The sequence below is a fragment of the Pseudacidovorax sp. RU35E genome (genome assembly GCF_900156165.1).
Lineage (GTDB): Bacteria > Pseudomonadota > Gammaproteobacteria > Burkholderiales > Burkholderiaceae_C > Xenophilus.
The window spans coordinates 356,974-378,956 of sequence record NZ_FTMY01000001.1 but is presented as its reverse complement, the minus strand read 5'-3'; the positions used below and the strand labels follow the sequence as shown (position 1 = coordinate 378,956).

Below are 21,983 nucleotides of genomic sequence, written 5' to 3'. Positions count from 1 at the left end.
CCTGGCCGGCATCGCCGGCCTGATGCCGACGGCCCATGCCGACCTGGCGCTCGCCACCAGCAAGAACTGCATGGCCTGCCACACCGTGGACCGCAAGGTCATCGGGCCCGCCTTCAAGGACGTGGCGGCACGCTACAAGGACCAGAAGGGCGCGGCGGACATGCTGGCGACCAAGATCGTCAAGGGCGGCGCAGGCGCATGGGGCCCGGTGCCCATGCCGGCCAACACCCAGGTGAACGAGGCCGATGCGAAGAAGCTGGCCGCCTGGGTGCTGACGCTGAAGTGAGCCACGAACGGCTCTGGACCCTCAGGCCACCGGCCGCGTGAGGTAGACCGCCTCGCGCCCCACGATGGCGTCGCGCGTGGGCATGAACACGGTGCAGCCGTCGCAGGGCGAGACGATGCGCCGCTCGCCGTCGGTGGCGATCAGTTCGTCCTTGGCGAAGGTCTCGAAGCCCACCAGCGGGCGCTCGAAGCGGAATGCCTTGGTGTGCACCATGTGCGTCTCCAGCAGTTCGAAGCGGCGCTGCCGCAGCGGCGGCTGGCGACCCTCGCGCGGCGCGATCAGGCCGAAATGGGCAATGAAGTCGTGCGCCACCTTCGTGGCCAGGTCCGCCGCGGACTGCGCGAAGTGCTGGCCGCACTCCACCACCAGCGCGGTCTGCGGCCCATCACCGTCGACGCCATGCCGTCCGTACTGGATCAACGGCGTGCCCGAGCCCAGGCCCTGCGGCATCACCAGATGCACCGACGGCAGGCCCAGCGCCAAGGCGACGGCGGCATTGCGTGCATAGGCGGGGTAGACCCAGAAAGGCTGCACGTCCTGGCTGGTGGAGTGGATGTCCAGCACATGGTCGGCGGCATCGACCACGGCGCGCAGTTCGCGGGCGCGGCGCAGCTCGGGGCTGTCCTCGGCGCCGTCGAGCATCTCGGCCGACCAGATGCGGTTCATGTTGTGCACCAGCTGCCGGCTGTCGAAGGGCCGCTCGATGTCGAAGCTCTCGTAGGCCGCGACGTTGGAGAAGCTGATCGTCAGCGTGCCCTTGACGGGCCGCACGCCGCTGTCGAGCAGGTGCGTGGCGGCCACCATGCCGCAGATCTCGTTGCCGTGGGTCAGGGCGTTGACCAGCACGTGCGGGCCGGGCTGGCCCGATTCGAAGCGGTGGACATAGTCGATGCCGGTGTTGCCCTGCCGGTAGGCGGACAGGTCACGCGGCAGGACCTCAAATGAGGGAGTAGGAGCGGTCATTCAGCCATTGTGGCGAGGCCGGCGCTTCGGCGCTGGCCGGTCGCGACAGGCCGGGCACGACAGGCCGGGCGCCGCCTGGCGTCGAGCCGCTACTCGATCGCCAGGTCCAGCCGCGAGACCAGCGCGCGGGTCTGCGCGTTCATGCCCACCACCTCCACGGCGCTGCCGTGCTTGCGCAGGCGCTGGCATACCTTGTCCAGCGCGTTGACGGCGGTGATGTCCCAGAAATGCGCGTCGGTCAGGTCGATGCGCACCGGCCGGCCCTCGATGTCGCGGATGTCGAAGGCGTCCACCAGCATGTCGGCCGAGGCGAAGAACACCTGGCCCGCGACGCGGTAGACCATCGCCCCACCCTCTTCCGCCGGCTCGACCGCGATCAGCCGCGCCACCTTGAAGGTGAAGAACACGCCGCTCAGCAGCACGCCCACCGCCACGCCCGCGGCCAGGTTGTCGGTGAGCACCGTGACCACCACCGTCGCCAGCATGACGACGCTGGAGAGCTTGGGATGCCGCCACAGCGCGCGCGCCGAGCCCCAGTCGAAGGTCGAGGCCGACACCATGACCATCACCGCCACCAGCGCCGCCACCGGCACCTTCGACACCCAGGGCTTGAGCAGCACCATCAGCACCAGCAGGAAGGCGCCCGCAAACAGCGTCGACAGCCGGCCGCGCCCGCCATAGCGCACATTGCTGACGGTCTGGCCGATCATTCCGCAGCCGGCGATGCCGCCGAAGAAGCTGGCCGCGACGTTGGCCAGGCCCAGGCCGGTGGCCTCGCGGTTCTTGGCGCTGGGCGTGTCGGTCAGCTCGTCCACCACGCTGGCGGTCATCAGCGACTCCAGCAGGCCCACCATGGCGATGGCCAGGGCCGGGAGCGCGATCAGCTGCAGCGTCTGCCACGACAGCGGCACCTGCGGCACGCCGAAGCTGGGCAGGCCGTCGGGCAGCAGGCCCAGGTCGGCCACCGTCTTGAGCGGCAGGTTCAGCCATTGGGCCGCCAGCGTGAGCACCACGATGCTCACCAGCGGCGACGGCACCACCGTCGTGATGCGCGGCAGGCCGTAGATGATGACCAGCCCCACGCCCACCGCGGCCCAGGTCGCCAGGTTGGCGCCCACCAGGTGCGGCATCTGCGCCGAGAAGATCAGGATGGCCAGCGCATTGACGAAGCCGGTGCGCACCGAGCCCGACACATAGCGCATCAGCGTACCCAGCCGCAGCCAGCCGAAAAGCATCTGCACCAGCCCCGCCAGCACGCCGGCCGCGAACAGGTACTGCACGCCATGCGAATGCACCAGCGGCGCCGCCACCAATGCCACCGAGCCGGCCGCCGCCGACACCATGGCCGGCCGCCCGCCCGCGAAGGCAATCACGATGCTGATGACGAAGGAGGCGAACAGGCCGACGGCCGGGTCCACGCCCGCCACGAAGGAGAAGGCGATGACTTCCGGGATGAGCGCGAATGTGGCCACCGCGCCGGCCATGAGCTCGCGCGGAATGCTGGGCGCCCATTCGGCGCGGAAGGGGTGGGGGTGTCGGGACATCTGCTTCAGCCCTCCTCTTCGGCAGGACCGCCCCAGTTCTCGTCCTGCTCGATGGCATCCGCATCGCGCCCTCGGCCCCGTGCGCGCAGGGCAGCGGCGCGTTGGCGCTTGAGTTCGGCCTCGGCCTTGCGGCCTGCGGCCAGCCAGCCGAGGAACTGGTTGACCGTCTCCAGCGTGATGCGGCCGAGCACGCCGCCGCGCAGGTCGGTGAGCACCGCCTCGGCGGCCTTCTGCATGTCGATGCGGCCGCCGCCCAGCAGCGCGCCGCGCTTGCGGCCGATGGCTGCCAGGATGTCCTCGTCCGGCTGGGTGCACAGCGCGAGCTGGGCGTTGTCGGCCGGCAGCTTGTAGCGGGCCCGAAGCGGCTCGGTGTACTGGGCCTTCAGGTAGGCCAGCACGTCCAGCGCCACCGATTCGTCGTCGTAGGCGTTGCGACCGACGGCACCCGTGGCGGCCAGGCGGGTGCCGCTCTCGGGCACGATGATCTTGGGCCACAGCATGCCGGGCGTGTCGTAGAGGTAGAAGTCGTCGGCCAGCAGGATGCGCTGCTCCTGCTTGGTCACGCCCGCCTCGTCGGCGGCCTTGGCCTGGCGCTTGAGGCTCAGGGTGTTGATCAGGGTGGACTTGCCCACGTTAGGCACGCCGCAGATCAGCACCCGCATCGGCTTGGCCAGCCCGCCGCGGTTGGGCGACAGGCGGTGGCAGGCCTCGATGATGGCCGCGCGCTGGGCCGGCGGCGTCTGGCTCGCGTCCAGCGCGATGGCGCCGGTGGCCTCCTGCGCCTGGTAGTGGGCCAGCCATTCGGCGGTGCGGACCGGGTCGGCCAGGTCCTGCTTGTTCAGGATCTTCAGGCGCGGCTTCTTGGCCGTGATGGCCGCCAGCGCCGGGTTGGCGCTGGAGCCGGGCAGGCGCGCGTCCAGCAGCTCGATCACGACGTCGGTGGTCTTCATCCGCTCGGTGATGGCCTTGCGGGTGGCATGCATGTGGCCGGGAAACCATTGGATCGTCATGGCAGCAGTCGGTGCGTGGGATTCGTAAGAGGGCGGCGGCTGGGGCGCGCAGGCCTGCCAAGGGGCGGGGCCGAAGGCGTGGCGCGGCGGCGCGCCACGGTGGCGGAGGGGCCGGATTGTCGCCGCTTGCCGCCGGCCCTGCCCTCTTGCACGCATTGGCCTTGGCCTACGCCAGTCCGGCGCGGCCTGCGGCACAGTGCAAATTCGCCTCAACGGCTGGGACGGCGCCCTGCCCTCCCGCCCTCACCGACAAAGGAGCCCCCTTTCATGCAGATCCAGGTCAACACCGGCAACGGCATCGAGAACAAGGAATCGCTGGAGCGCTGGGCCGACGCCGAACTGCGTCAGCACCTCCATCGCTTCGCCGGGGAAGTCACCCGTGTCGAGGTGCACCTGAGCGACGAGAACGCCGCGCGCGGCGGCCAGGCCGACAAGCGCTGCACCGTGGAGGCCCGCCTGGCCGGCCATGCCCCCATCGCCACGACCCAGGACGCTCCCACGCAGGACGAGGCCTTCCGCGGCGCGCTGGACAAGCTCAAGCGCGCACTGGACAGCGCCATCGGCAAGCGGACCGACCACCGCGACCGCACCACCATCCGCACCGCTGGCGCCGACGCCGGCCTGGACGGTTGAGCACTGACGCGCCAGACGTAGTGGCCCCGGGGCGCCACGTCTGGGAATTCGCCCGCACCGGCGGTGTCGATCAGGTTCTTCTGCGCCACGGGCAGGACATCGCCCGCATCGGCGAACTCGACCGCAAGCTCTGGGTGGCCCTGGCCTGCCCGGTGCAGGGCCTCGAATTCGACAGCCGCACCCTGGCACTCATCGACACCAATGACGATGTGCGAATCCGTCCCCCTGAACTGATCGCCGCATGCGAATGGGTGTGTCGCGAACTGCGCGATCCGCAACTGCTGATTGCCGGCGGCGACACCCTGTCGGCCGACGACATCGCCGAAGCCAGCGCGCTGCAGGCGGAATGCCGCCGCATCCTGCGGATCGTCGGCAAGGACGAAGGCGCCGCACTTACCCTGGACGACGTGACCGGGCGCAGCGAGCTGCTGGCCTCGCTCCGGTTCAACGGCGATGGCGTGATCACGCCCGCCACCGCACAGGATGAGGCCATCAGCGCCGTCATCGACGACATCATCCGGACCCAGGACGGCGTGATGGACCGCAGCGGCACGAAGGGCATCCAGCGTGCACAGGCAGAGGCCTTCTTCGCGCAGGCCCACGCCCTGATGGACTGGCAGGCCAAGGCCGTGAGCGACGACGCCACCATGCCGCTCGGCGAAGCAACGCTGGCCGCCGCAGCCGCCCTCGATGCGGTCGAGGCCAAGGTCGACGATTTCTTTGCCCGCTGCAATGTGGCGGCCTTCGACCCGCAGGCGGTGCCGGCGCTCAACCCCGCCGCCGCGGCCTACGACGTGCTGGCAGGCAGCGCCATCGACACGCACTCGCCCGCGCTGGCCGCCCTGCCCCTGGCGCCGGTCGCACCCGGCCGGACGTTGCCGATGGCCGGCCGCGTCAATCCAGCTTGGGCCGATGCGCTGGCCAAGCTGCGCGAGCGCGCGGTCGCGCCCCTGCTAGGCACTGCGCTCGAGGCGATCGACGAGGGCCAATGGGCCCTTCTTCGTGAACGGCTTGCCGCCTGCCGCCGCTGGCTCGCGAGCCGCCCGCCGACCCGGTTGGGCAATGCAGCCGACACCCCGCCCGAGCGCCTGCAGGCCTGGCTGGCCGCGGAGGCCGCGGTGCTGGACCTGCTGGCGCGGGACGAGGCCGAAGAGGCGCACAACAAGCGCCTGGTCGACCTGGAGCGGCTGCTGCGCTTCAAGCGCGACCTCTACCGGCTGCTGCGCAACTTCGTCTCCTTCGAGGACTTCTATGCCCGGCGCGGCGCCATCTTCCAGGCGGGCCGCCTGTACCTGGACGGCCGCAGCTGCGACCTGGTGGTGCGCGTGGCAGATGCCAAGAAGCACGCCATGCTCGCCGGGCTGGCCAAGACCTGCCTCGCCTACTGCGAATGCACGCGCGGCAAGGACAAGATGACCATCGTGGCCGCCTTCACGGCCGGCGACACCGACTTCCTGTTCGTGGGCCGCAATGGCGTGTTCTACGACCGCGAAGGCCGCGACTGGGACGCGACCATCACCCAGATGATCGAGAACCCGACCAGCGTGGCGCAGGCCTTCGTCGCGCCCTACAAGAAGTTCATCCGCCTGGTCGAGGAGCAGGTGGCCAAGCGGGCCGCAGCCAGCGAAGCCACCGCCCAGGCCAGCCTGAGCAGCGTGGCGACCACGGTGGCCACCGCCGACAAGGCCGTGCCGCCCGCCACCGCCGGCCAACCTGCAGCATCGCCCAAGCTGCCAGGCCGCATCGATGTGGGCACTGTGGCGGCGCTCGGCGTGGCCATGGGCAGCATCAGTGCAGTGCTGGTGGCCATGTTCACCAAATTCGTGGATCTGGGGCCGTGGATCCCCATCGCGCTGGTGGGCATGGTGGTGGCCATCTCGGGGCCCAGCATGCTGATCGCCTGGATCAAGCTGCGCCAGCGCAGCCTGGGGCCTATCCTGGATGCGAGTGGCTGGGCCATCAACGGCCGCATGAAGGTGAGCGTGCGCCTGGGCGGATCGCTTTCGAGGATGGCCAAGTTGCCACATGGCGCCAAGCGGGTGCTGAAGGACCCGTATGCCGACCGCAGCAGCGGCTGGCTGGTGGGTCTGGGCGTGCTGCTGGTGGTGGGGGCGGCCACGGTATGGGCATGGCGCTCGGGCTGGCAGGAGGCGCATCTGCCGCAGCCCGCACAGCCGGCCATCAACGCGCCAGCCGTCGGCGCGCCCGCGCTCACGCCGAACAGGTGATCTCGCCTGACCGTCCTGGCTGCGCCAACTCGAAGCCGGAGTGCGGTGCTTCGACAGGCTTCGCGCGAACGGTCTTGAAGAGCGCGCCCCTCAGCGGTGGGCGGCCATCGCTTGGCTGACCTCGTTGGTGCCCTGGGCGGAGCCGCTTTGCGGCACCTGCTCGCCATTGCGGTCGGTCACTTCGGCCAACCGCGCGGCCAGTTGCTCCGGCACCACTTCGCCCAGGCCCAGATGCACGCCTTGCGTGAGCGTGATGTGCGCGGCCTCGAAGGTGCCGGCGCCGGCGCACAGCACCGTGCGGGTGGGTGCCGATTCGTGGGCCAGCACCAGCATGGCCGGCACCACGGCCTCGGGCTTGAGGGCATCCAGCACCTCCTGGGGCATGAGTCCCTCGGTCATGCGCGTGGCGGCCGTCGGCGCCAGGCAATTGACGTGGATGTTGTTCTTGGCGCCTTCCAGGCTGAGCGTCTGCATCAGGCCGACCAGGGCCATCTTTGCGGCGCCGTAGTTGCTCTGGCCGAAATTGCCGTACAGACCCGACGACGAGCTCGTCATCACGATGCGGCCGTACTTCTGGGCATTCATGATCGACCACACGGCCTTGGTGCAGTGCACGGCGCCCATCAGGTGCACGTCCACCACGAGGCGGAAGTCGTCCAGCTCCATCTTGGCGAAGCTCTTGTCGCGCAGGATGCCGGCGTTGTTGACCAGCACGTCGACCCGGCCCCAGGCGTCCGCCGCCTGCTGCACCATCGCCTGCACGGCCGCGAAGTCGGTCACCGAAGCGCCATTGGCCAGCGCGTCGCCGCCCATGTCGCGGATCTCCTGGGCCACCCGCTCCGCGGCGGTGGCGGAGCCACCCTGCCCGTCCACCGCACCGCCCAGGTCGTTGATCAAGACCTTGGCGCCGCGACGCGCCAGCGCCAGCGCATGCTGGCGGCCCAGGCCACCGCCGGCGCCGGTCACGATGGCCACGCGGCCGTGGAAGTCGAGGGTAGGAGTGGTGGTCATGCGCGCGATCCTTTCAGGGGCTGTCTCGTTTCAAGGCAAGAAGACGCGCACTGTACCGGCCGCAAGCGCCGGGCCCTGTCGCCCACGCGGACGCACGCGGCAGCGCCTCACCGGCGCCGCCGTCGCACCCGGGCTCAGAGGCGTGATTCGTAGCTGACCGGCGCCGCGGGCGCGGCACCGAGCGGCGTCACGGCGACAGGCGCGCCGGCCGTGCCCACGGCGGCACGACGGTCCAGCCGGTCTTCCAGCTGGCCAATGTGCGCGGCGAGCGTGTTGTCGGCCTGTTCGGCGCGCTGACGCAGCGTGGCTTCCAGCTGCTCGATGCGGGCCAGCACGGCGGCATGGCGCTCACCGTTGCGGGCCATGTGCGTGTTCTCCTGGCTTTCCAGAAAGTTGCGCAGTTCGGTGAAGCGGCTGGCCTCGGCCTTGTCGGCCAGTTCGCGCTGGGCCTGCAGTTCCTTGGTGTGGCGGCGGGCATCCACCAGCACGGTGCCCTGCAGCCACAGCACGTAGGCCAGAAAGAAGGCAGCCAGCAACACAGTCAGCCCCAGCATCACGAGACCGAGCGGGGCCGTCACCGTGGTCACGCCCAGGGACATGACCGTGGGCGCAGACAGCGTGCCCCAGTTCAGCGCAGCAAGGGCCGCGATGACGAGGGCGATGACGAACAGGACGATGGAGCGCAGACCCATGGGGCTTCCTCTCGATGAGTTTGGAAAACCCCGTCTTGTACCGTGAGGGCGGCGAGCGGCGTTGTCGGCGCGTGGCGACGACCCCTGTGGGGCCAGACCGGCACTTCGCTGCCAAGCGCAGACAGCGGACCATCGGCGACGCGACCACCGCGTCACCGGCCCAAGGCTGGCTTCAGCCGACGCGGCCGTAGCGGTCGGAGAAGCGGACGATGTCGTCCTCGCCCAGGTAGGCGCCCGACTGCACTTCGATCAGTTCCAGCGGAATCTTGCCGGGGTTCTCGAGCGCGTGGATCACGCCCAGCGGGATGTAGGTGGACTGGTTCTCGGAGAGCAGGATCTCCTTGTCCCCGATCTGCACCTTGGCCGTGCCCGACACCACGATCCAGTGCTCGGCGCGGTGGTGATGCATCTGCACCGACAGCTTCTCACCAGGATTCACCGTGATGCACTTGACCTGGTAGCGATCGCCGTGGTCGATGGAGTCGTAGGCGCCCCAGGGCCGGTACACCTTGCGGTGGGCGGACGCCTCGGAGCGGCCGTCGGCCTTGAGCTTCTCGACGATCTTCTTGACGTCCTGCACCTTGGACTTGCTGGCGACCAGCACGGCGTCGGCCGTCTCGACGACCACCACGTCCTGGATGCCCAGCACCGACACCAGTCGGTGTTCGGCATGCACATGGCTGTTGCGCACCTCGTGCGCCACCACGTCGCCGCGGAAGGCGTTGCCCTGCGCGTCCTTGGCGCTGACTTCCCACACGGCGTTCCAGGCGCCCACGTCGCTCCAGCCGGCGCGCAGCGGCACGACGACGGCCTTGTCGGTCTTCTCCATCACGGCATAGTCGATGGAATCCTCGGGCGAGGCGGAGAAGGCCTCGGAGTCCAGTCGCACGAAGTCCAGGTCCTTCTTGCCCTTGGCAACAGCCTCGCGCGCCGCCTTGGCGATGGCGGGCGCAAAGCGCTCCAGCTCCTGCAGATAGGCCGAGGCCTTGAACAGGAACATGCCGCTGTTCCACAGGTGGCGGCCGCCTTCGAGGTAGCCCTGCGCGGTCTGCAGGTCGGGCTTCTCGACGAAGGCCTGCACGGCCATGGGCGCCACCGGCGCGGCGGCATCCATGCGGTTGGCCACGCTGATGTAGCCGTAGCCGGTCTCGGGCGCCGTCGGCACGATGCCGAAGGTGACGAGCTTGCCCGCGTCGGCGGCGGCCAGGCCGGCGCGCACGGTTTCGTGGAAGGCGGCGGTGTCGGGAATGGCGTGGTCGGCGGCCAGCACCAGCAGCACCGGGTCCTGCCCGTCGGCCATGGCGGCGACTGCGGCGGCAGCGATGGCCGGCGCCGTGTTGCGGGCCACGGGTTCCAGCACGATGGCCTGCGCCGTCAGGCCCTTCTCGCGCAACTGCTCGGCCACGATGAAGCGGTGGCCTTCGTTGCACACCACCAGCGGCCGGATCGGCTGGCTGCCGTTCAGGCCCGCCAGACGTGCGACCGTCAGTTGGAACAGCGTCTGCTCTTCAGTGAGCCCCAGGAACTGCTTCGGGTAGCCCGCGCGCGACAGAGGCCAGAGACGCGTGCCGGAGCCGCCGGAGAGGATGACTGGGATCATGGTGGTCAAAGCAAAAAAGGAAAAGAGGTCTTGTTGTTGGGTGGGTCAGTGGGCAGCTTTGCGCCCGCTCTGCCAACGCCAGACGTCGGCGCACATGGCGTCGATGTCGCGACGGGTCTGCCACCCGAGCAATTGTCGTGCGAGCGCAGGATCGGCCCAGTACTCGGCCACATCGCCCGCACGGCGCGGCGCCATCTTGAAGGGGATCGGCTTGCCGCAGGCCCGCTCGAAGGCATGGACCAGATCGAGCACCGAAGCAGGCCGCCCCGTGCCCAGGTTGACGGTCAGCAGGCCGGGCTGGCGGTCCAGGTAATCGAGCGCGGCCACGTGGCCTTCGGCCAAGTCCATCACATGGATGTAGTCGCGCACGCCCGTGCCGTCGGGCGTGGGGTAGTCGTTGCCAAAGACATTGAGCTCTGCACGCTGTCCCACCGCCACCTGCGCCACATAGGGCATCAGGTTGTTGGGGATGCCCTGCGGGTCCTCCCCGATCAGGCCGCTTTCGTGGGCACCTACAGGGTTGAAGTAGCGCAGCCGCGCCACGCGCCATTCGGGCTCGGCCGCGCACAGGTCGGCCAGCATCTGCTCCATCATGGCCTTGGTGTGGCCGTAGACATTGGCGGGCCGGAAGGGGAAATCCTCGCGCACCGGGACGGTGTCAGGGTCGCCGTACACCGTGGCAGACGATGAGAACACCATCTGCCGGACGCCGACTTCCTTCATCGCCTGCAGCAGCGTGACCGTGCCGGCCACGTTGTTGTCGTAGTAGCGCAGCGGTTGGGCCATCGATTCGCCCACCGCCTTGAGTGCAGCGAAGTGGATCACGGCCGTGATGCCATGCTCCTTGAGCACCTTGCGCACCAGGGCCTCGTCACGGATGTCGCCTTCGACGAAAGGCACCTCGCGGCCGATGATCTGGCCGACCCGCGTGAGTACGTCGGGGCGACTGTTGTCGAAGTTGTCGAGGACGAGGAAGGGCCGGTTGGCCGCGGCCAGTGCGACGCAGGTGTGCGAGCCGATGAAACCGGCGCCGCCAGTGACGAGGATCATGAAGCGTTGGAGCCTGTGAATATGTCTTGCCAGAACGCAAGGACGAAGGCTCGGATTGTTGCCGAGGCGGACAGGCGACCGTTGTCAATCCGCATCACCCGCGCAGGATGTTGGAAACAATTAGTGAGGCTGCTCCAGCACACGCCAGAACGCAGCCCCTCTGGCAGCGCCCTCAGTTCGTCTGCGCCAGCTGCTCCAGGATCGCCGGGTTCTCCAGCGTCGAGGTGTCCTGTGTGATCGCCTCGCCCTTGGCAATGCTGCGCAGCAGGCGGCGCATGATCTTGCCGCTGCGCGTCTTGGGCAGGTTGTCGCCGAAGCGGATGTCCTTGGGCTTGGCGATGGGCCCGATTTCCTTGGCGACCCAGTTGCGCAGTTCGTTGGCGATCTGCTTGGCCTCTTCGCCCGTGGGCCTGCCGCGCTTGAGCACGACGAAGGCACACACCGCCTCGCCCGTCACGTCGTCGGGGCGACCCACCACGGCGGCCTCGGCCACCAGGTCGGTCTTGGCGACCAGGGCGGATTCGATCTCCATCGTGCCCAGGCGGTGGCCGGAGACGTTCAGCACGTCGTCGATGCGGCCGGTGATGCGGAAGTAGCCCCGGTCCTCGCTGCGCACGGCGCCGTCGCCGGCCAGGTAGATGGTGCCGCCCATCTCCTCGGGGAAGTAGCTCTTCTTGAAGCGCTCGGGGTCGTTCCAGATGGTGCGGATCATCGAGGGCCAGGGCCGCTTGATGACCAGCATGCCCCCGGCGCCGTTGGGCAGGTCCTTGCCCGTCTCGTCGACGATGGCGGCCATGATGCCCGGCAGCGGCAGCGTGCAGGAGCCCGGCACCAGCGGCGTGGCGCCCGGCAGCGGCGTGATCACGTGGCCACCCGTCTCGGTCTGCCAGAAGGTGTCGACGATGGGGCAGCGCTCGTGGCCGATGTTCCGGTGGTACCACATCCAGGCCTCGGGGTTGATCGGCTCGCCCACCGAACCCAGGATGCGCAGCGACGAGAGGTCCCAGTTCTTGGGGTGCACCTTCTCGTCCGACTCGGCCGCCTTGATCAGCGAGCGGATGGCCGTGGGCGCCGTGTAGAAGATGCTGACCTTGTGCTTCTCGATCATCTGCCAGAAGCGGCCGGCGTTCGGGTACGTGGGAATGCCCTCGAACACCACCTGCGTGGCACCCGCGGCCAGCGGGCCATAGGCCACGTAGGTGTGGCCGGTGATCCAGCCGATGTCGGCGGTGCACCAGAAGACGTCCTCGGGCCGGATGTCGAAGGTCCATTCCATCGTCATCTTGGCCCACAGCAGGTAGCCGCCGGTCGCGTGCTGCACGCCCTTGGGCTTGCCGGTGGAACCCGAGGTGTAGAGGATGAAGAGCGGATGCTCCGCACCCACCGCCACCGGCGGGCAGTCGTCGCCTTGCCCCTGCAGCGCCTCGTCAAAGGTCTTGTCGCGGCCTTCGACCTTGTTCCAGGCCGAGGGCGTGCGCTCGTACACCAGCACCGTCTTGAGCGTGGTGCAGCCGCCCAGGGCGATGCCGTCGTCGACGATGGCCTTGAGCGGCAGCTCCTTGCCGCCGCGCAGCTGGTAGTTGGCCGTGATCACCGCCACGGCGCCCGCGTCGATGATCCGCTCGTTGAGCGCCTTGGCCGAGAAGCCGCCGAACACCACGCTGTGCGTCGCGCCGATGCGCGCGCACGCCTGCATGGCGACCACGCCTTCCACGCCCATGGGCATGTAGACGATCACGCGGTCGCCCTTGCCGATGCCCTGCGCCTTGAGCGCATTGGCGAAGCGGCTCACGCGCGAGAGCAGCTCATTATACGTGACGTTCGTGACAGTGCCGTCGTCGGCCTCGAAGACTATGGCCGTCTTGTTCTCGACCGGGGTGCCGATGTGGCGGTCGAGGCAGTTGGCGCTGGCGTTGAGTTCGCCGTCGTCGAACCACTTGTAGAAGGGGGCATTCGACTCGTCGAGCGTGCGGCTGAAGGGCTTGCTCCAGTTCAGGTGATCGCGCGCCTGGCGGGCCCAGAAGCCGTCGAAGTCGCGATTGGCCTCGTCGCACAGGGCCTGGTAGGCCGCCATGCCCGACACGCGGGCGCCCTGCTGCGCCTGGGCGCTGGGCTCGAAGACGCGGTTTTCGACGAGCACGGATTGGATGGTGGAAGCCGAGCTGCTGCTGCTCATGGTCTTGTCTCCTGAGGGCCGGTGGGCCCGGTCTTGAATGCCGAAGGGGGAACGCGGCGTACTGTCATGCGGGCGTCTTACGAGGCTCTGACTCTAGCGAACCCTGTCAACTCAGCCCGCAGTCAGGGAGTTCTTAGAATCCCGCTCCCTCTCGCAGCGCGTCGCTTCCGGCGCTGCTGCTCATTTTTTCATCATGGCCGACCTCAACGACCCCACCCCGCCCGCGCCCGTCAAGCGCACCTCTCCCCTGCGCCCCCTGCCCAACCTGATCTTTGCCAGCCGCTGGCTGCAATTGCCCCTGTACCTGGGCCTGATCGTGGCGCAGGCGGTGTACGTGGTGCACTTCCTGGTCGAGCTGCTGCACCTGGTGGAGGCTGCCTTCGGCAACCAGAACGCGCTGCAGGCCCTGATCACCAGCATCGGCTACAAGACCACCGCGCCCATCACCACGCTCAACGAGACGGTGATCATGCTGGTGGTGCTGGCGCTGATCGACGTGGTGATGATCAGCAACCTGCTCATCATGGTGATCGTGGGCGGCTATGAAACCTTCGTGAGCCGCATGAACCTCGAAGGCCATCGCGACCAGCCCGAATGGCTGAGCCACGTCAACGCCTCGGTGCTCAAGGTCAAGCTGGCGATGTCGATCATCGGCATCAGCTCGATCCACCTGCTCAAGACCTTCATCAACGCTGACAACTACACCGAGAAGGTGCTGATCGCGCAGACGGTGATCCACGTCGCCTTCCTGCTTTCGGCGATGGCGATTGCGTACACCGACAAGCTGATGAGCAGCGCGGCGTCGCATAGCAAGAAGAACGGCGGGCACTGAGCGCCTGTCGCGCCGCAAACGGTCTGCGGCAAAGACAAACCCGCCCGAGCGAAAGCCGGCGCGGGTTTTTTACTGCATGCGGCCGGCAGATCCGTCGCCCCGCGGGCCAACCTTTCATCATCCGCCTGCTGCCCTGCTGCGACATACCGCATATGGCGGATGAAATCGCCCAACCCACTGTCCAGAATCGCCGCGCATCCCCAGTCAAGCATCGCACGCGCCATGACGCTCTCCCGAGCGTTCGCCGGCGCGGCCTTGCGGCCGAAGGCGCGTTCATATTCATCGACAGGAGGGCAACATGGGCTACGAGAACGTTGGCAAAGTCTGGAGCACGAATTCCTTTGCGCAGTACCTGCACACGCTGGAACGGCCGGCCTGGTGCAAGGCCATCACCCTTCACCACACCGGCTCGCCCAGCTTGGCCGACCGCCCCAAGGGCTTGCTGGTTCAGCACATCCACAACCTGCAGCACTTCTATGCGGAAGACAAAGGGTGGAGCGCCGGCCCCCACCTGTTCATCGACGAGGACGAAATCTTCGGCATGAGCGACCTGCGCAAGCCGGGTGTGCATGCCGTCAGCTTCAATCGCCTTGCCATCGGCATCGAAGTCCTCGGCAATTACGACGTGGAAGACCCTCTCTCCGGACGCGGGCTTGCCTGCTGGAAGACCGCCGCCGCGGCGGCCTCGGCCTTGATGGACTGGCTGCAATTGACGCCTACGGCGGACACCGTGCTTTTTCATCGCGACGATCCGCAGACCACCAAGAAGTGCCCAGGCCGCAAGGTGGAGAAAGCCTGGGTGCTGGAGCTGATCGCCCAGTCCGGCCAGGCGCCGGCCGCCGCCCCACCCAACCCGCCAGACCCGGGCTTCGCCTGGAACCAGTGGCAGTACACCGCGGGTCGGTGGTGCGTGCCTGTGCACGACTTCCTGGTGGCCAGCGGCCGACCGTCTGCAGAAGTGCGCGACAAGCTCAGGTCGGTGGCTGGCGAGTTCTTCTACGGCAGCGAGCCGCTGGAAGGCGCCTATTACGTCAAGGCCGCCCAGAAGACCTGGGCGCCCTTGCAGGAAGTTGTGGAAGTGGCGGCGCCCTGAGGTCTGCCCATGACCGCCGCCCTAGCCGGTGTCGCTGCACCGTCGGTGCCACCGCACCCACCCTCCGCACAGTGCGCCCCACGCAGGCCACCGAACGCCAACACGGCCGACGCGCGCCGGCAGCTACCGCCACGCGCTCCACCCTAACGGCCGAGGGCCAGAACTTCTTCATCACACGCAAGACCGCCACGAGTAACGCCGCGCCGCCCACCGCACGCTTGTCCGCATCTTCGGCTGGTCGCCCGAGGCGGGGCACCAAGCGGTCCACCGCGCCCGGTGGTCGTGACCTACGCCTACCACGTGCAGCCGGCGCCACGCGCTTGGGATGCGGAGGCGCGCTGATCCTTCCGATACTGGCGCGTTAGGTGCAGGGAGATGGGCGCCTGCAGCTACGGAAAGCGTTTGTGCATCGGGTGGAAGCTCAGGTGCCGACGGGTAGCTGAGCCTCGGCCATCTGCCCAAATAAAAACGCCGACCGCAGGTGGGCTTGAAGGCGCTCACGCATCTATCGAAGAGGCTGCGGACTGTCGAGCCGTTCGGTGAACAACTGGAATGGGCTCGCCGCAGGCGGCTACGGCGCAACGGCAGCGAACCCCGCCTCAATTTGACAGTCTCCCTGCGGCAGCCTTGGGCCCGTTGCCACCGATAAGACCCATTGCCGCTTCGTAGAATACGAAGTGCCATCCGGGCCACAGTTGTTCACCTTCGCCCTTGGTCGAGCGTGAACGCGATCCACGAAGTGCCCTCTCGGGCCAACCCCTCTCTTCCATGACCACTTCTTCCAAGCGCATCTATGTCGCCGGCCATCGCGGCATGGTGGGTAGCGCCATCGTTCGGCATCTGCATGCCGCCGGCGAGGCCGACATCGTGATGAGAACCCATGCGCAGCTTGACCTCACGAACCAGGCGGCGGTCCGGGACTTCTTCCAGGCCGAAGGCATCGCCGAGGTGTACCTCGCGGCGGCCAAGGTCGGCGGCATCCACGCCAACAACACCTTTCCCGCAGAGTTCATCTACGAGAACCTGATGATGGAAGCCAACGTCATCCATCAGGCGTTCGCCGCAGGCGTCAAGAAGCTCATCTTCCTGGGGAGCAGCTGCATCTACCCGCGCATGGCCCCCCAGCCGATGAGCGAAGACGCGCTGCTGACCGGCACGCTGGAGTCCACCAACGAGCCCTACGCCATTGCCAAGATTGCCGGCATCAAACTGACCGAGAGCTACAACCGCCAGTACGGCGAGAGCCATGGCATTGATTACCGAAGCGTGATGCCCACCAACCTGTACGGCCCGGGCGACAACTACCACCCCGAAAACAGCCACGTGCTGCCGGCCCTGATCCGCCGTTTTCATGAAGCGAAGCTCAACAATGCGCCGAGCGTCACCATCTGGGGAACGGGAACGCCCAAGCGCGAGTTCCTGTATGTGGACGACATGGCTGCCGCGACGGTCCACGTCATGAACCTAGACGCAGAGACCTATCGCCAGCACACCAAGCCGATGCAAAGCCACATCAATGTGGGCTGCGGCGAGGACGTATCCATTTTGGACGTCGCCAAACTGGTGGCACAGACGGTTGGCTATAACGGCGAGATCCTGACAGACCCCTCGAAGCCCGACGGCACGCCGCGCAAGCTAATGGACGTTTCGCGTCTGGAAAAGCTGGGCTGGGAAGCGAGCGTGTCGCTGACGGACGGACTGCGCCTTGCCTACAAGGACTTTTTGTCCAATCAAAGTTTGCGGACGGCTTGAAAAAAAGGCGCTAAAAGCGCCTTTTTTATTTACAAGCGATCAGCTCAGTTTTCTACAGAAGTAGAAACCTTGTAACCCTCACGCTTCAACATCGCGTCGCGCTTGGCGGTTGCCAAGTCCGCAGCGACCATCTCGGCACACATTTCCTGCACGGTGATCTCCGGCACCCAACCCAACTTGTCCTTGGCTTTGGTCGGATCGCCCAACAAAGTTTCCACCTCAGAGGGCCGGAAGTAGCGTGGGTCGATGGCGACGATGGTTTGCCCCACCTTCAAGGCCGGTGCATGGTCACCTTCAATCTTCTCGACAATACCCCGCTCCTCCACCCCGGTCCCCTCAAAGCGCAGTGAGACCCCCAGTTCCGCAGCCGACCATAGGATGAATTGGCGAACGGAATATTGCACCCCAGTCGCGATGACAAAATCTTCGGGCTTGTCCTGCTGGAGCATCATCCACTGCATGCGGACATAGTCCTTGGCGTGACCCCAGTCGCGAAGCGCGTCCATGTTGCCCATGTAGAGGCACTGCTCCAGCCCTTGAGCGATGTTGGCGAGACCACGTGTGATTTTGCGCGTTACGAAGGTTTCACCCCGTCGCGGCGACTCATGGTTGAAAAGGACGCCGTTGCATGCGTACATGCCATAGGCCTCACGGTAATTCACCGTAATCCAATAGGCGTACAGCTTCGCCACCGCATACGGGCTGCGCGGATAAAATGGCGTAGTTTCCTTCTGGGGAATCTCCTGAACCAAGCCGTAAAGTTCAGAGGTACTGGCCTGGTAAAAGCGTGTCTTCTTTTCAAGGCCAAGGAATCGGATGGCCTCTAGCAGTCGGAGAGTGCCCATGCCATCGACGTCTGCGGTGTACTCCGGCGACTCAAAGCTGACTGCCACGTGCGATTGGGCACCCAAGTTATAAACTTCGTCTGGCTGAATTTGCTGCAGGATGCGCGTCAAGTTTGAACTGTCGGTGAGATCACCATAATGCAACTTGAGGCGTTGATGTTCTACATGCGGGTCTTCGTAAAGATGATCGATCCGCTGTGTATTGAACTGGGACGCACGCCGCTTGATGCCATGAACTTCGTAGCCTTTTTCAAGGAGAAACTCTGCAAGATACGAACCGTCTTGACCTGTAATACCGGTTATTAGAGCTTTTTTCATATTTTAAATTTTGACAATTTATTAACTAACTAATTTTTTGGCACTTATAAATCTACCTATAAACATGAAGGCCCCGAAGTGCAGCAGCAATTGCGGATGTTACATGCCACGGCGGTGTCCGTATGCGATTGCTGAACTAGACCTGAAGGGCTTCGCATGAGGGTAACTAGGGTGCTTCGCTTGCCACATGAGAGGGCTCTACGAGACTGTCCGTTGTTCAAAGTAGAAAAGTGTGAAGCTTAGCAGCACCCGTTTGCGACAATCAGAGGTTTCTTCACACACCGTTGTTTGATGACCCGACAATACTTCGGCACGGACGGCATCCGTGGCACCGTGGGCCAGCCGCCCATCACCCCCGACTTCGTGCTGCGCCTCGCGCATGCCGTGGGCCGCGTGCTCAAGCGCAGTGAGGCCCGGCCCACCGTGCTCATCGGCAAGGACACGCGCATCTCCGGCTACATGCTGGAGTCCGCCATGGAGTCCGGCTTCAATTCCGCCGGCGTGGACGTGCTGCTGCTCGGCCCGCTGCCCACGCCGGGCGTGGCCTACCTCACCCGCGCGCAGCGCGCCAGCCTGGGCGTGGTCATCAGCGCCAGCCACAACGCCTACCCCGACAACGGCATCAAGTTCTTCAGCGCGCAGGGCACCAAGCTCAGCGACGACTGGGAGGCCGACGTCGAGGCGGCGCTGGCCGAGGCGCCGGTGTGGGTCGATTCCGCCGGCCTCGGCCGCGCGCGGCGCCTGGCCGATGCGGCCGGCCGCTACATCGAGTTCTGCAAGAGCACCTTCCCCACGGACCTCAGCCTGCGCGGCCTGCGGCTGGTGGTGGACGCGGCGCATGGCGCGGCCTACCAGGTGGCGCCCAACGTGTTCCATGAGCTCGGCGCGGACGTGGCCAGCATCGGCGTGCGGCCCGACGGCCTGAACATCAACAAGGGCGTCGGCGCGACGCATCCTGGCGCGCTGGTGGCGGAGGTGAAGGCCCAGGGCGCCGACTACGGCATCGCCCTCGACGGCGACGCCGACCGGCTGCAGATGGTCGATGCCTCGGGCCGGCTCTTCAACGGCGACGAACTGCTCTACCTGATGGCCATGGACCGCGTCGCGCGCGGCCTGCCGGTCGAAGGCGTGGTCGGCACACTGATGACCAACAAGGCGGTGGAAGTGGCGCTGCGCAAGGCTGGCATCGGCTTCGTGCGGGCCAAGGTGGGCGACCGCTACGTGCTGGAGGAACTGGAGCGCCGCGGCTGGCTGCTGGGCGGCGAAGGCTCCGGCCACCTGCTGGCGCTGGACCGCCACACCACGGGCGACGGGCTGGTGAGTGCGCTGCAGGTGCTGCAGGCCGTCGTGCGCCGGGGCCAGGGCATGGCCGAGTTGCTGGCCGATGTCCAGCTCTTCCCGCAGAGCCTGGTCAACGTCCGCTTGGCGCCGGGGCAGGACTGGAAGGCCAACCGCGCCCTGGCCGAGGAAAGCGCCCGCGTGGAAGCCGAACTCGGCGACGAAGGCCGCGTGCTGATCCGCGCCAGCGGCACCGAACCGCTGCTGCGGGTGATGGTGGAGGCGCGCGACGCGGCACAAGCGGAAGCGCTTGCGAATCGAATTACTGCGACGATACCGTAAGCCACTATTGCATAGTCACTTATGATAAATCATGATCAGAAAAACAATTTCAATTTATTGAGATTTTTTTTCGCTACTTTAGTTATTGTGGCGCACGCCGCCGAATTAAAAACTGGCGACCGGAGTCAGGAATTATTGACAAATGTTTTTGGGACTATTTCCGCAGGTGAGTTGGCAGTTGACAGCTTCTTTGTTCTGAGTGGCTATTTAATTTTCAAGAGTTGGTCTAATAAGCCAATTCTAGTGACATTTTTAACAAGCCGGATTTTGCGAATCTACCCTGGATTTATTATTTCATGCATTTTCTGCGTTTTCGTGATAGGGCCAATTTACAGCACTGCCGGATACTTAAAAAGTATAAACTGGGCCGAGTTCCTTTTATCGCTTCTTAAACTGCGCTTGGCGGGAACGCCTGCAACTTTTCAGGGCACGCCTTATGCCGTATTAAACGGCTCATTGTGGTCGATCCCCTACGAATTCAAGTGCTACCTTCTAGTTTTAGCCACTGGGATTATGGGCATTTACTCGAGGAGGTTTGTGTGGCCCGCAGTATTTTTAGGATGTACCACAGTACATGTTCTAAACCGACTATCAATCTCCGATATTCCATTCGATCTCTATTTTCGCTGCGGAATGGCGTTCACAGCTGGCGGCTGTTTTTATATATATAAAGATGCAATAAAATGGACAAAAGTTTACGCCTGCATCTGCTTGATTTTTTTGTTGCTAATTTTGCCTGTAGCCCCCCTAGCGGAGCCAGCGGTTGTTACGCTTTGGGGATATTTAATTATTTACTACGCCCATAACGGCAAAAGATTGCTTGGTTTTAATAGGCTTCCAGATTTATCTTACGGTATATATCTATATGCTTGGCCCATAAATAAAATTATTCTCTGGCATTTTCCAACCATCAATCTCTACCTCTCGATGCTCATAGTTTTTCTATTGACAGTTCCTTTTGCAGCTGCAAGTTGGTACGTTATCGAAAAACCATCCATCGAAATAAAAAAAATAATTCAAAACAATAATGTTTTTTTCAATAGAAAAACCAAGAAAAAAAATATATCGGTTTCTGAATGAACACTCAGTAGAATGCGTGAATACCTAGTCGGCCCTGCAAAACCTCGCCACCCCGCATGAACACTGGATTCCTGGCGCCGTGCGGTGCACCGAATCCCCCAGGAATCGTTGTACAGCCAGCTGATTTCTGAGGGATTTGCATGACCGAGCGCAGCCACACGCCCGACTTCTTCCGCCCACGCCTGGCCGAGATGATCGACCTTCGCCACCCGCTGGCGGTGCTGGCCAGCCGGCTGCCCTGGGCGCAGATCGAAGCGGCACTGGCGCCTTACTTCGCACGCCGCGCACGCGCCGGCCGGCTGCTCGAACAAGACGATCTCTTCGGCCCCTCGCTGCAACTCGCCGGCACCGGTGTCGCCGCCGCAGGGCGCCCGCGCCTTCGCATCCGCCTGATGGCCAGCCTGCTGTAGCTGAAGCACGCTTTCAAGCTCAGCGACGAGGAGCTGGTCCAGCGCTGGGCCGAGAACGTCGTGTGGCAGTTCTTCAGCGGCATGACCTACTACGAGCCGCGCCTGCCCTGCGATGCCACCCAGATCGGCCGCTTTCGCGCCGCCATCGGCGAGGCCGGCGTGGAGGAACTGCTCAAGGCCACCATCGACACGGCCGTGTCCTCCAAGGCGATCCGGCCCGCCGAATTCGAGCGGGTGATCGTGGACACCACGGTGCAGGAGAAGGCCATCGCCCACCCGGTGGATTCGCGCCTGCTGGAGATCGCGCGCCACAAGGTGGTGGCCGCGGCCAGGCGTGCGGGCATCGCCCTGAAGCAGACCTTCGTCAAAGAAGCCAAGACACTGCGCCGGCGTGCTGGCGGCTATGCCCACGCCCGGCAGTTCAAGCGCCTGCGCAAGGTGCTCAAGCGCCAGCGCACGATCCTGGGCATCGTGCTGCGCGAGGTGCAGCGCAAGATCGGGCAGGTCAGCAGCGAAATGGCCGCAGTCGCCCTGTCGAATCTGCAAACGCTGGTGCAGCGCGCCGAGCGCATCCGCCGCCAGCGCCCCAAGGACAAGGACAAGCTCTATGCCCTGCACGCGCCCGAAGTGGAGTGCATCAGCAAGGTGCGACGTGAAGTCGCACACATCATTGTCTCGCCCGCTCACAAGGCTGGTGACGAGACCGGCCGTTCCGTCGGCCGTAGCCTACCTGTGCATGCGCTGCTGGTAACGGTGGCGTGTGAAGCCACGGGGACAACGTACCTGGCCCTCGGGCCCCGCTGGCTTCCGCGAGGAAACAGCGTCACCTGCCAGCATCAA

The 21,983-nt window shown here is 65.5% G+C and carries 17 protein-coding genes and 1 pseudogene; 9 read left to right on the top strand and 9 right to left on the bottom strand.

Translation table 11 applies throughout. The features are described 5' to 3' along the window. The first annotated feature begins 22 nt into the window (after positions 1-22). The gene (locus BXA03_RS01570; RefSeq protein ID WP_076503676.1) at positions 23-286 is read left to right on the top strand and encodes a c-type cytochrome; all 264 of its coding nucleotides are present in this window, start codon (positions 23-25) and stop codon (positions 284-286) included. 21 nt (positions 287-307) lie between these two features. Here BXA03_RS01570 and BXA03_RS01565 read toward each other — a convergent pair whose 3' ends face one another. From BXA03_RS01565 to ylqF, 3 genes are all read right to left on the bottom strand, one after another. Next, positions 308-1,249, bottom strand: a complete 942-nt coding sequence (locus BXA03_RS01565; RefSeq protein WP_076503410.1) for a M14 family metallopeptidase — start codon at positions 1,247-1,249, stop codon at positions 308-310. A gap of 89 nt (positions 1,250-1,338) precedes the next feature. After that, positions 1,339-2,793: a SulP family inorganic anion transporter gene (locus tag BXA03_RS01560; protein ID WP_083715815.1), complete on the bottom strand. Its 1,455-nt coding sequence runs from the start codon at positions 2,791-2,793 to the stop codon at positions 1,339-1,341. Between the two features lie 5 nt (positions 2,794-2,798). Continuing rightward, the gene (gene ylqF, locus BXA03_RS01555; protein ID WP_076503409.1) at positions 2,799-3,803 is read right to left on the bottom strand and encodes a ribosome biogenesis GTPase YlqF; all 1,005 of its coding nucleotides are present in this window, start codon (positions 3,801-3,803) and stop codon (positions 2,799-2,801) included. A 267-nt stretch (positions 3,804-4,070) separates the two neighbouring features. Between ylqF and BXA03_RS01550 the strand changes: the two genes are divergently transcribed. Together BXA03_RS01550 and BXA03_RS01545 are read left to right on the top strand one after the other, a co-directional pair. Next, positions 4,071-4,436, top strand: coding sequence for an HPF/RaiA family ribosome-associated protein (locus BXA03_RS01550; RefSeq protein ID WP_076503408.1), 366 nt, complete (start codon positions 4,071-4,073; stop codon positions 4,434-4,436). Next, positions 4,433-6,664, top strand: coding sequence for a hypothetical protein (locus tag BXA03_RS01545; RefSeq protein ID WP_234983561.1), 2,232 nt, complete (start codon positions 4,433-4,435; stop codon positions 6,662-6,664). Before BXA03_RS01550 ends, BXA03_RS01545 begins: the two co-directional genes overlap by 4 nt. 90 nt (positions 6,665-6,754) lie before the next feature. On the opposite strand, the gene BXA03_RS01540 is transcribed toward BXA03_RS01545, so the two are convergent. The 5 genes from BXA03_RS01540 to acs form a co-directional block, all read right to left on the bottom strand. Next, positions 6,755-7,675, bottom strand: coding sequence for an SDR family NAD(P)-dependent oxidoreductase (locus BXA03_RS01540; RefSeq protein ID WP_076503406.1), 921 nt, complete (start codon positions 7,673-7,675; stop codon positions 6,755-6,757). 134 nt (positions 7,676-7,809) lie between these two features. Then, positions 7,810-8,367 (bottom strand): Signal transduction histidine kinase, encoded by a 558-nt coding sequence (locus tag BXA03_RS01535; RefSeq protein ID WP_076503405.1) that lies wholly within the window; start codon positions 8,365-8,367, stop codon positions 7,810-7,812. A gap of 172 nt (positions 8,368-8,539) precedes the next feature. Beyond that, positions 8,540-9,967: a mannose-1-phosphate guanylyltransferase/mannose-6-phosphate isomerase gene (locus BXA03_RS01530; RefSeq protein ID WP_076503674.1), complete on the bottom strand. Its 1,428-nt coding sequence runs from the start codon at positions 9,965-9,967 to the stop codon at positions 8,540-8,542. A 45-nt stretch (positions 9,968-10,012) separates the two neighbouring features. Then, complete coding sequence (galE, locus tag BXA03_RS01525; protein WP_076503404.1) at positions 10,013-11,017, bottom strand: UDP-glucose 4-epimerase GalE; 1,005 nt, start codon at positions 11,015-11,017, stop codon at positions 10,013-10,015. Positions 11,018-11,189: 172 nt separating this feature from the next. Further along, positions 11,190-13,193: an acetate--CoA ligase gene (gene acs, locus BXA03_RS01520; protein ID WP_076503403.1), complete on the bottom strand. Its 2,004-nt coding sequence runs from the start codon at positions 13,191-13,193 to the stop codon at positions 11,190-11,192. A 193-nt stretch (positions 13,194-13,386) separates the two neighbouring features. On the opposite strand from acs, the gene BXA03_RS01515 reads away from it, so the two are divergent. From BXA03_RS01515 to BXA03_RS01505, 3 genes are all read left to right on the top strand, one after another. Then, positions 13,387-14,025 carry a TIGR00645 family protein gene (locus tag BXA03_RS01515; protein WP_076503402.1) on the top strand — a complete coding sequence of 213 codons (639 nt, stop codon included), beginning with the start codon at positions 13,387-13,389 and terminating at the stop codon, positions 14,023-14,025. 298 nt (positions 14,026-14,323) lie between these two features. Continuing rightward, positions 14,324-15,118, top strand: coding sequence for a peptidoglycan recognition protein family protein (locus tag BXA03_RS01510; RefSeq protein WP_076503401.1), 795 nt, complete (start codon positions 14,324-14,326; stop codon positions 15,116-15,118). Between the two features lie 768 nt (positions 15,119-15,886). After that, a complete protein-coding gene (locus BXA03_RS01505; RefSeq protein WP_076503400.1) occupies positions 15,887-16,870 on the top strand; it encodes a GDP-L-fucose synthase in 984 nt (327 codons plus the stop codon). A 44-nt stretch (positions 16,871-16,914) separates the two neighbouring features. On the opposite strand, the gene gmd is transcribed toward BXA03_RS01505, so the two are convergent. Further along, positions 16,915-18,033 carry a GDP-mannose 4,6-dehydratase gene (gmd, locus tag BXA03_RS01500; protein ID WP_076503399.1) on the bottom strand — a complete coding sequence of 373 codons (1,119 nt, stop codon included), beginning with the start codon at positions 18,031-18,033 and terminating at the stop codon, positions 16,915-16,917. Positions 18,034-18,324: 291 nt separating this feature from the next. Here gmd and glmM point away from each other — a divergent pair, with 291 nt between their 5' ends. From glmM to BXA03_RS01485, 3 genes and pseudogenes are all read left to right on the top strand, one after another. Further along, positions 18,325-19,653, top strand: a complete 1,329-nt coding sequence (glmM, locus tag BXA03_RS01495; protein WP_076503398.1) for a phosphoglucosamine mutase — start codon at positions 18,325-18,327, stop codon at positions 19,651-19,653. 57 nt (positions 19,654-19,710) lie between these two features. Further along, positions 19,711-20,733 (top strand): acyltransferase family protein, encoded by a 1,023-nt coding sequence (locus tag BXA03_RS01490; protein ID WP_076503397.1) that lies wholly within the window; start codon positions 19,711-19,713, stop codon positions 20,731-20,733. Positions 20,734-20,873: 140 nt separating this feature from the next. After that, positions 20,874-21,839: pseudogene (locus BXA03_RS01485) on the top strand (IS5 family transposase); the annotation flags it as partial. Between the last annotated feature and the right edge of the window lie 144 nt (positions 21,840-21,983).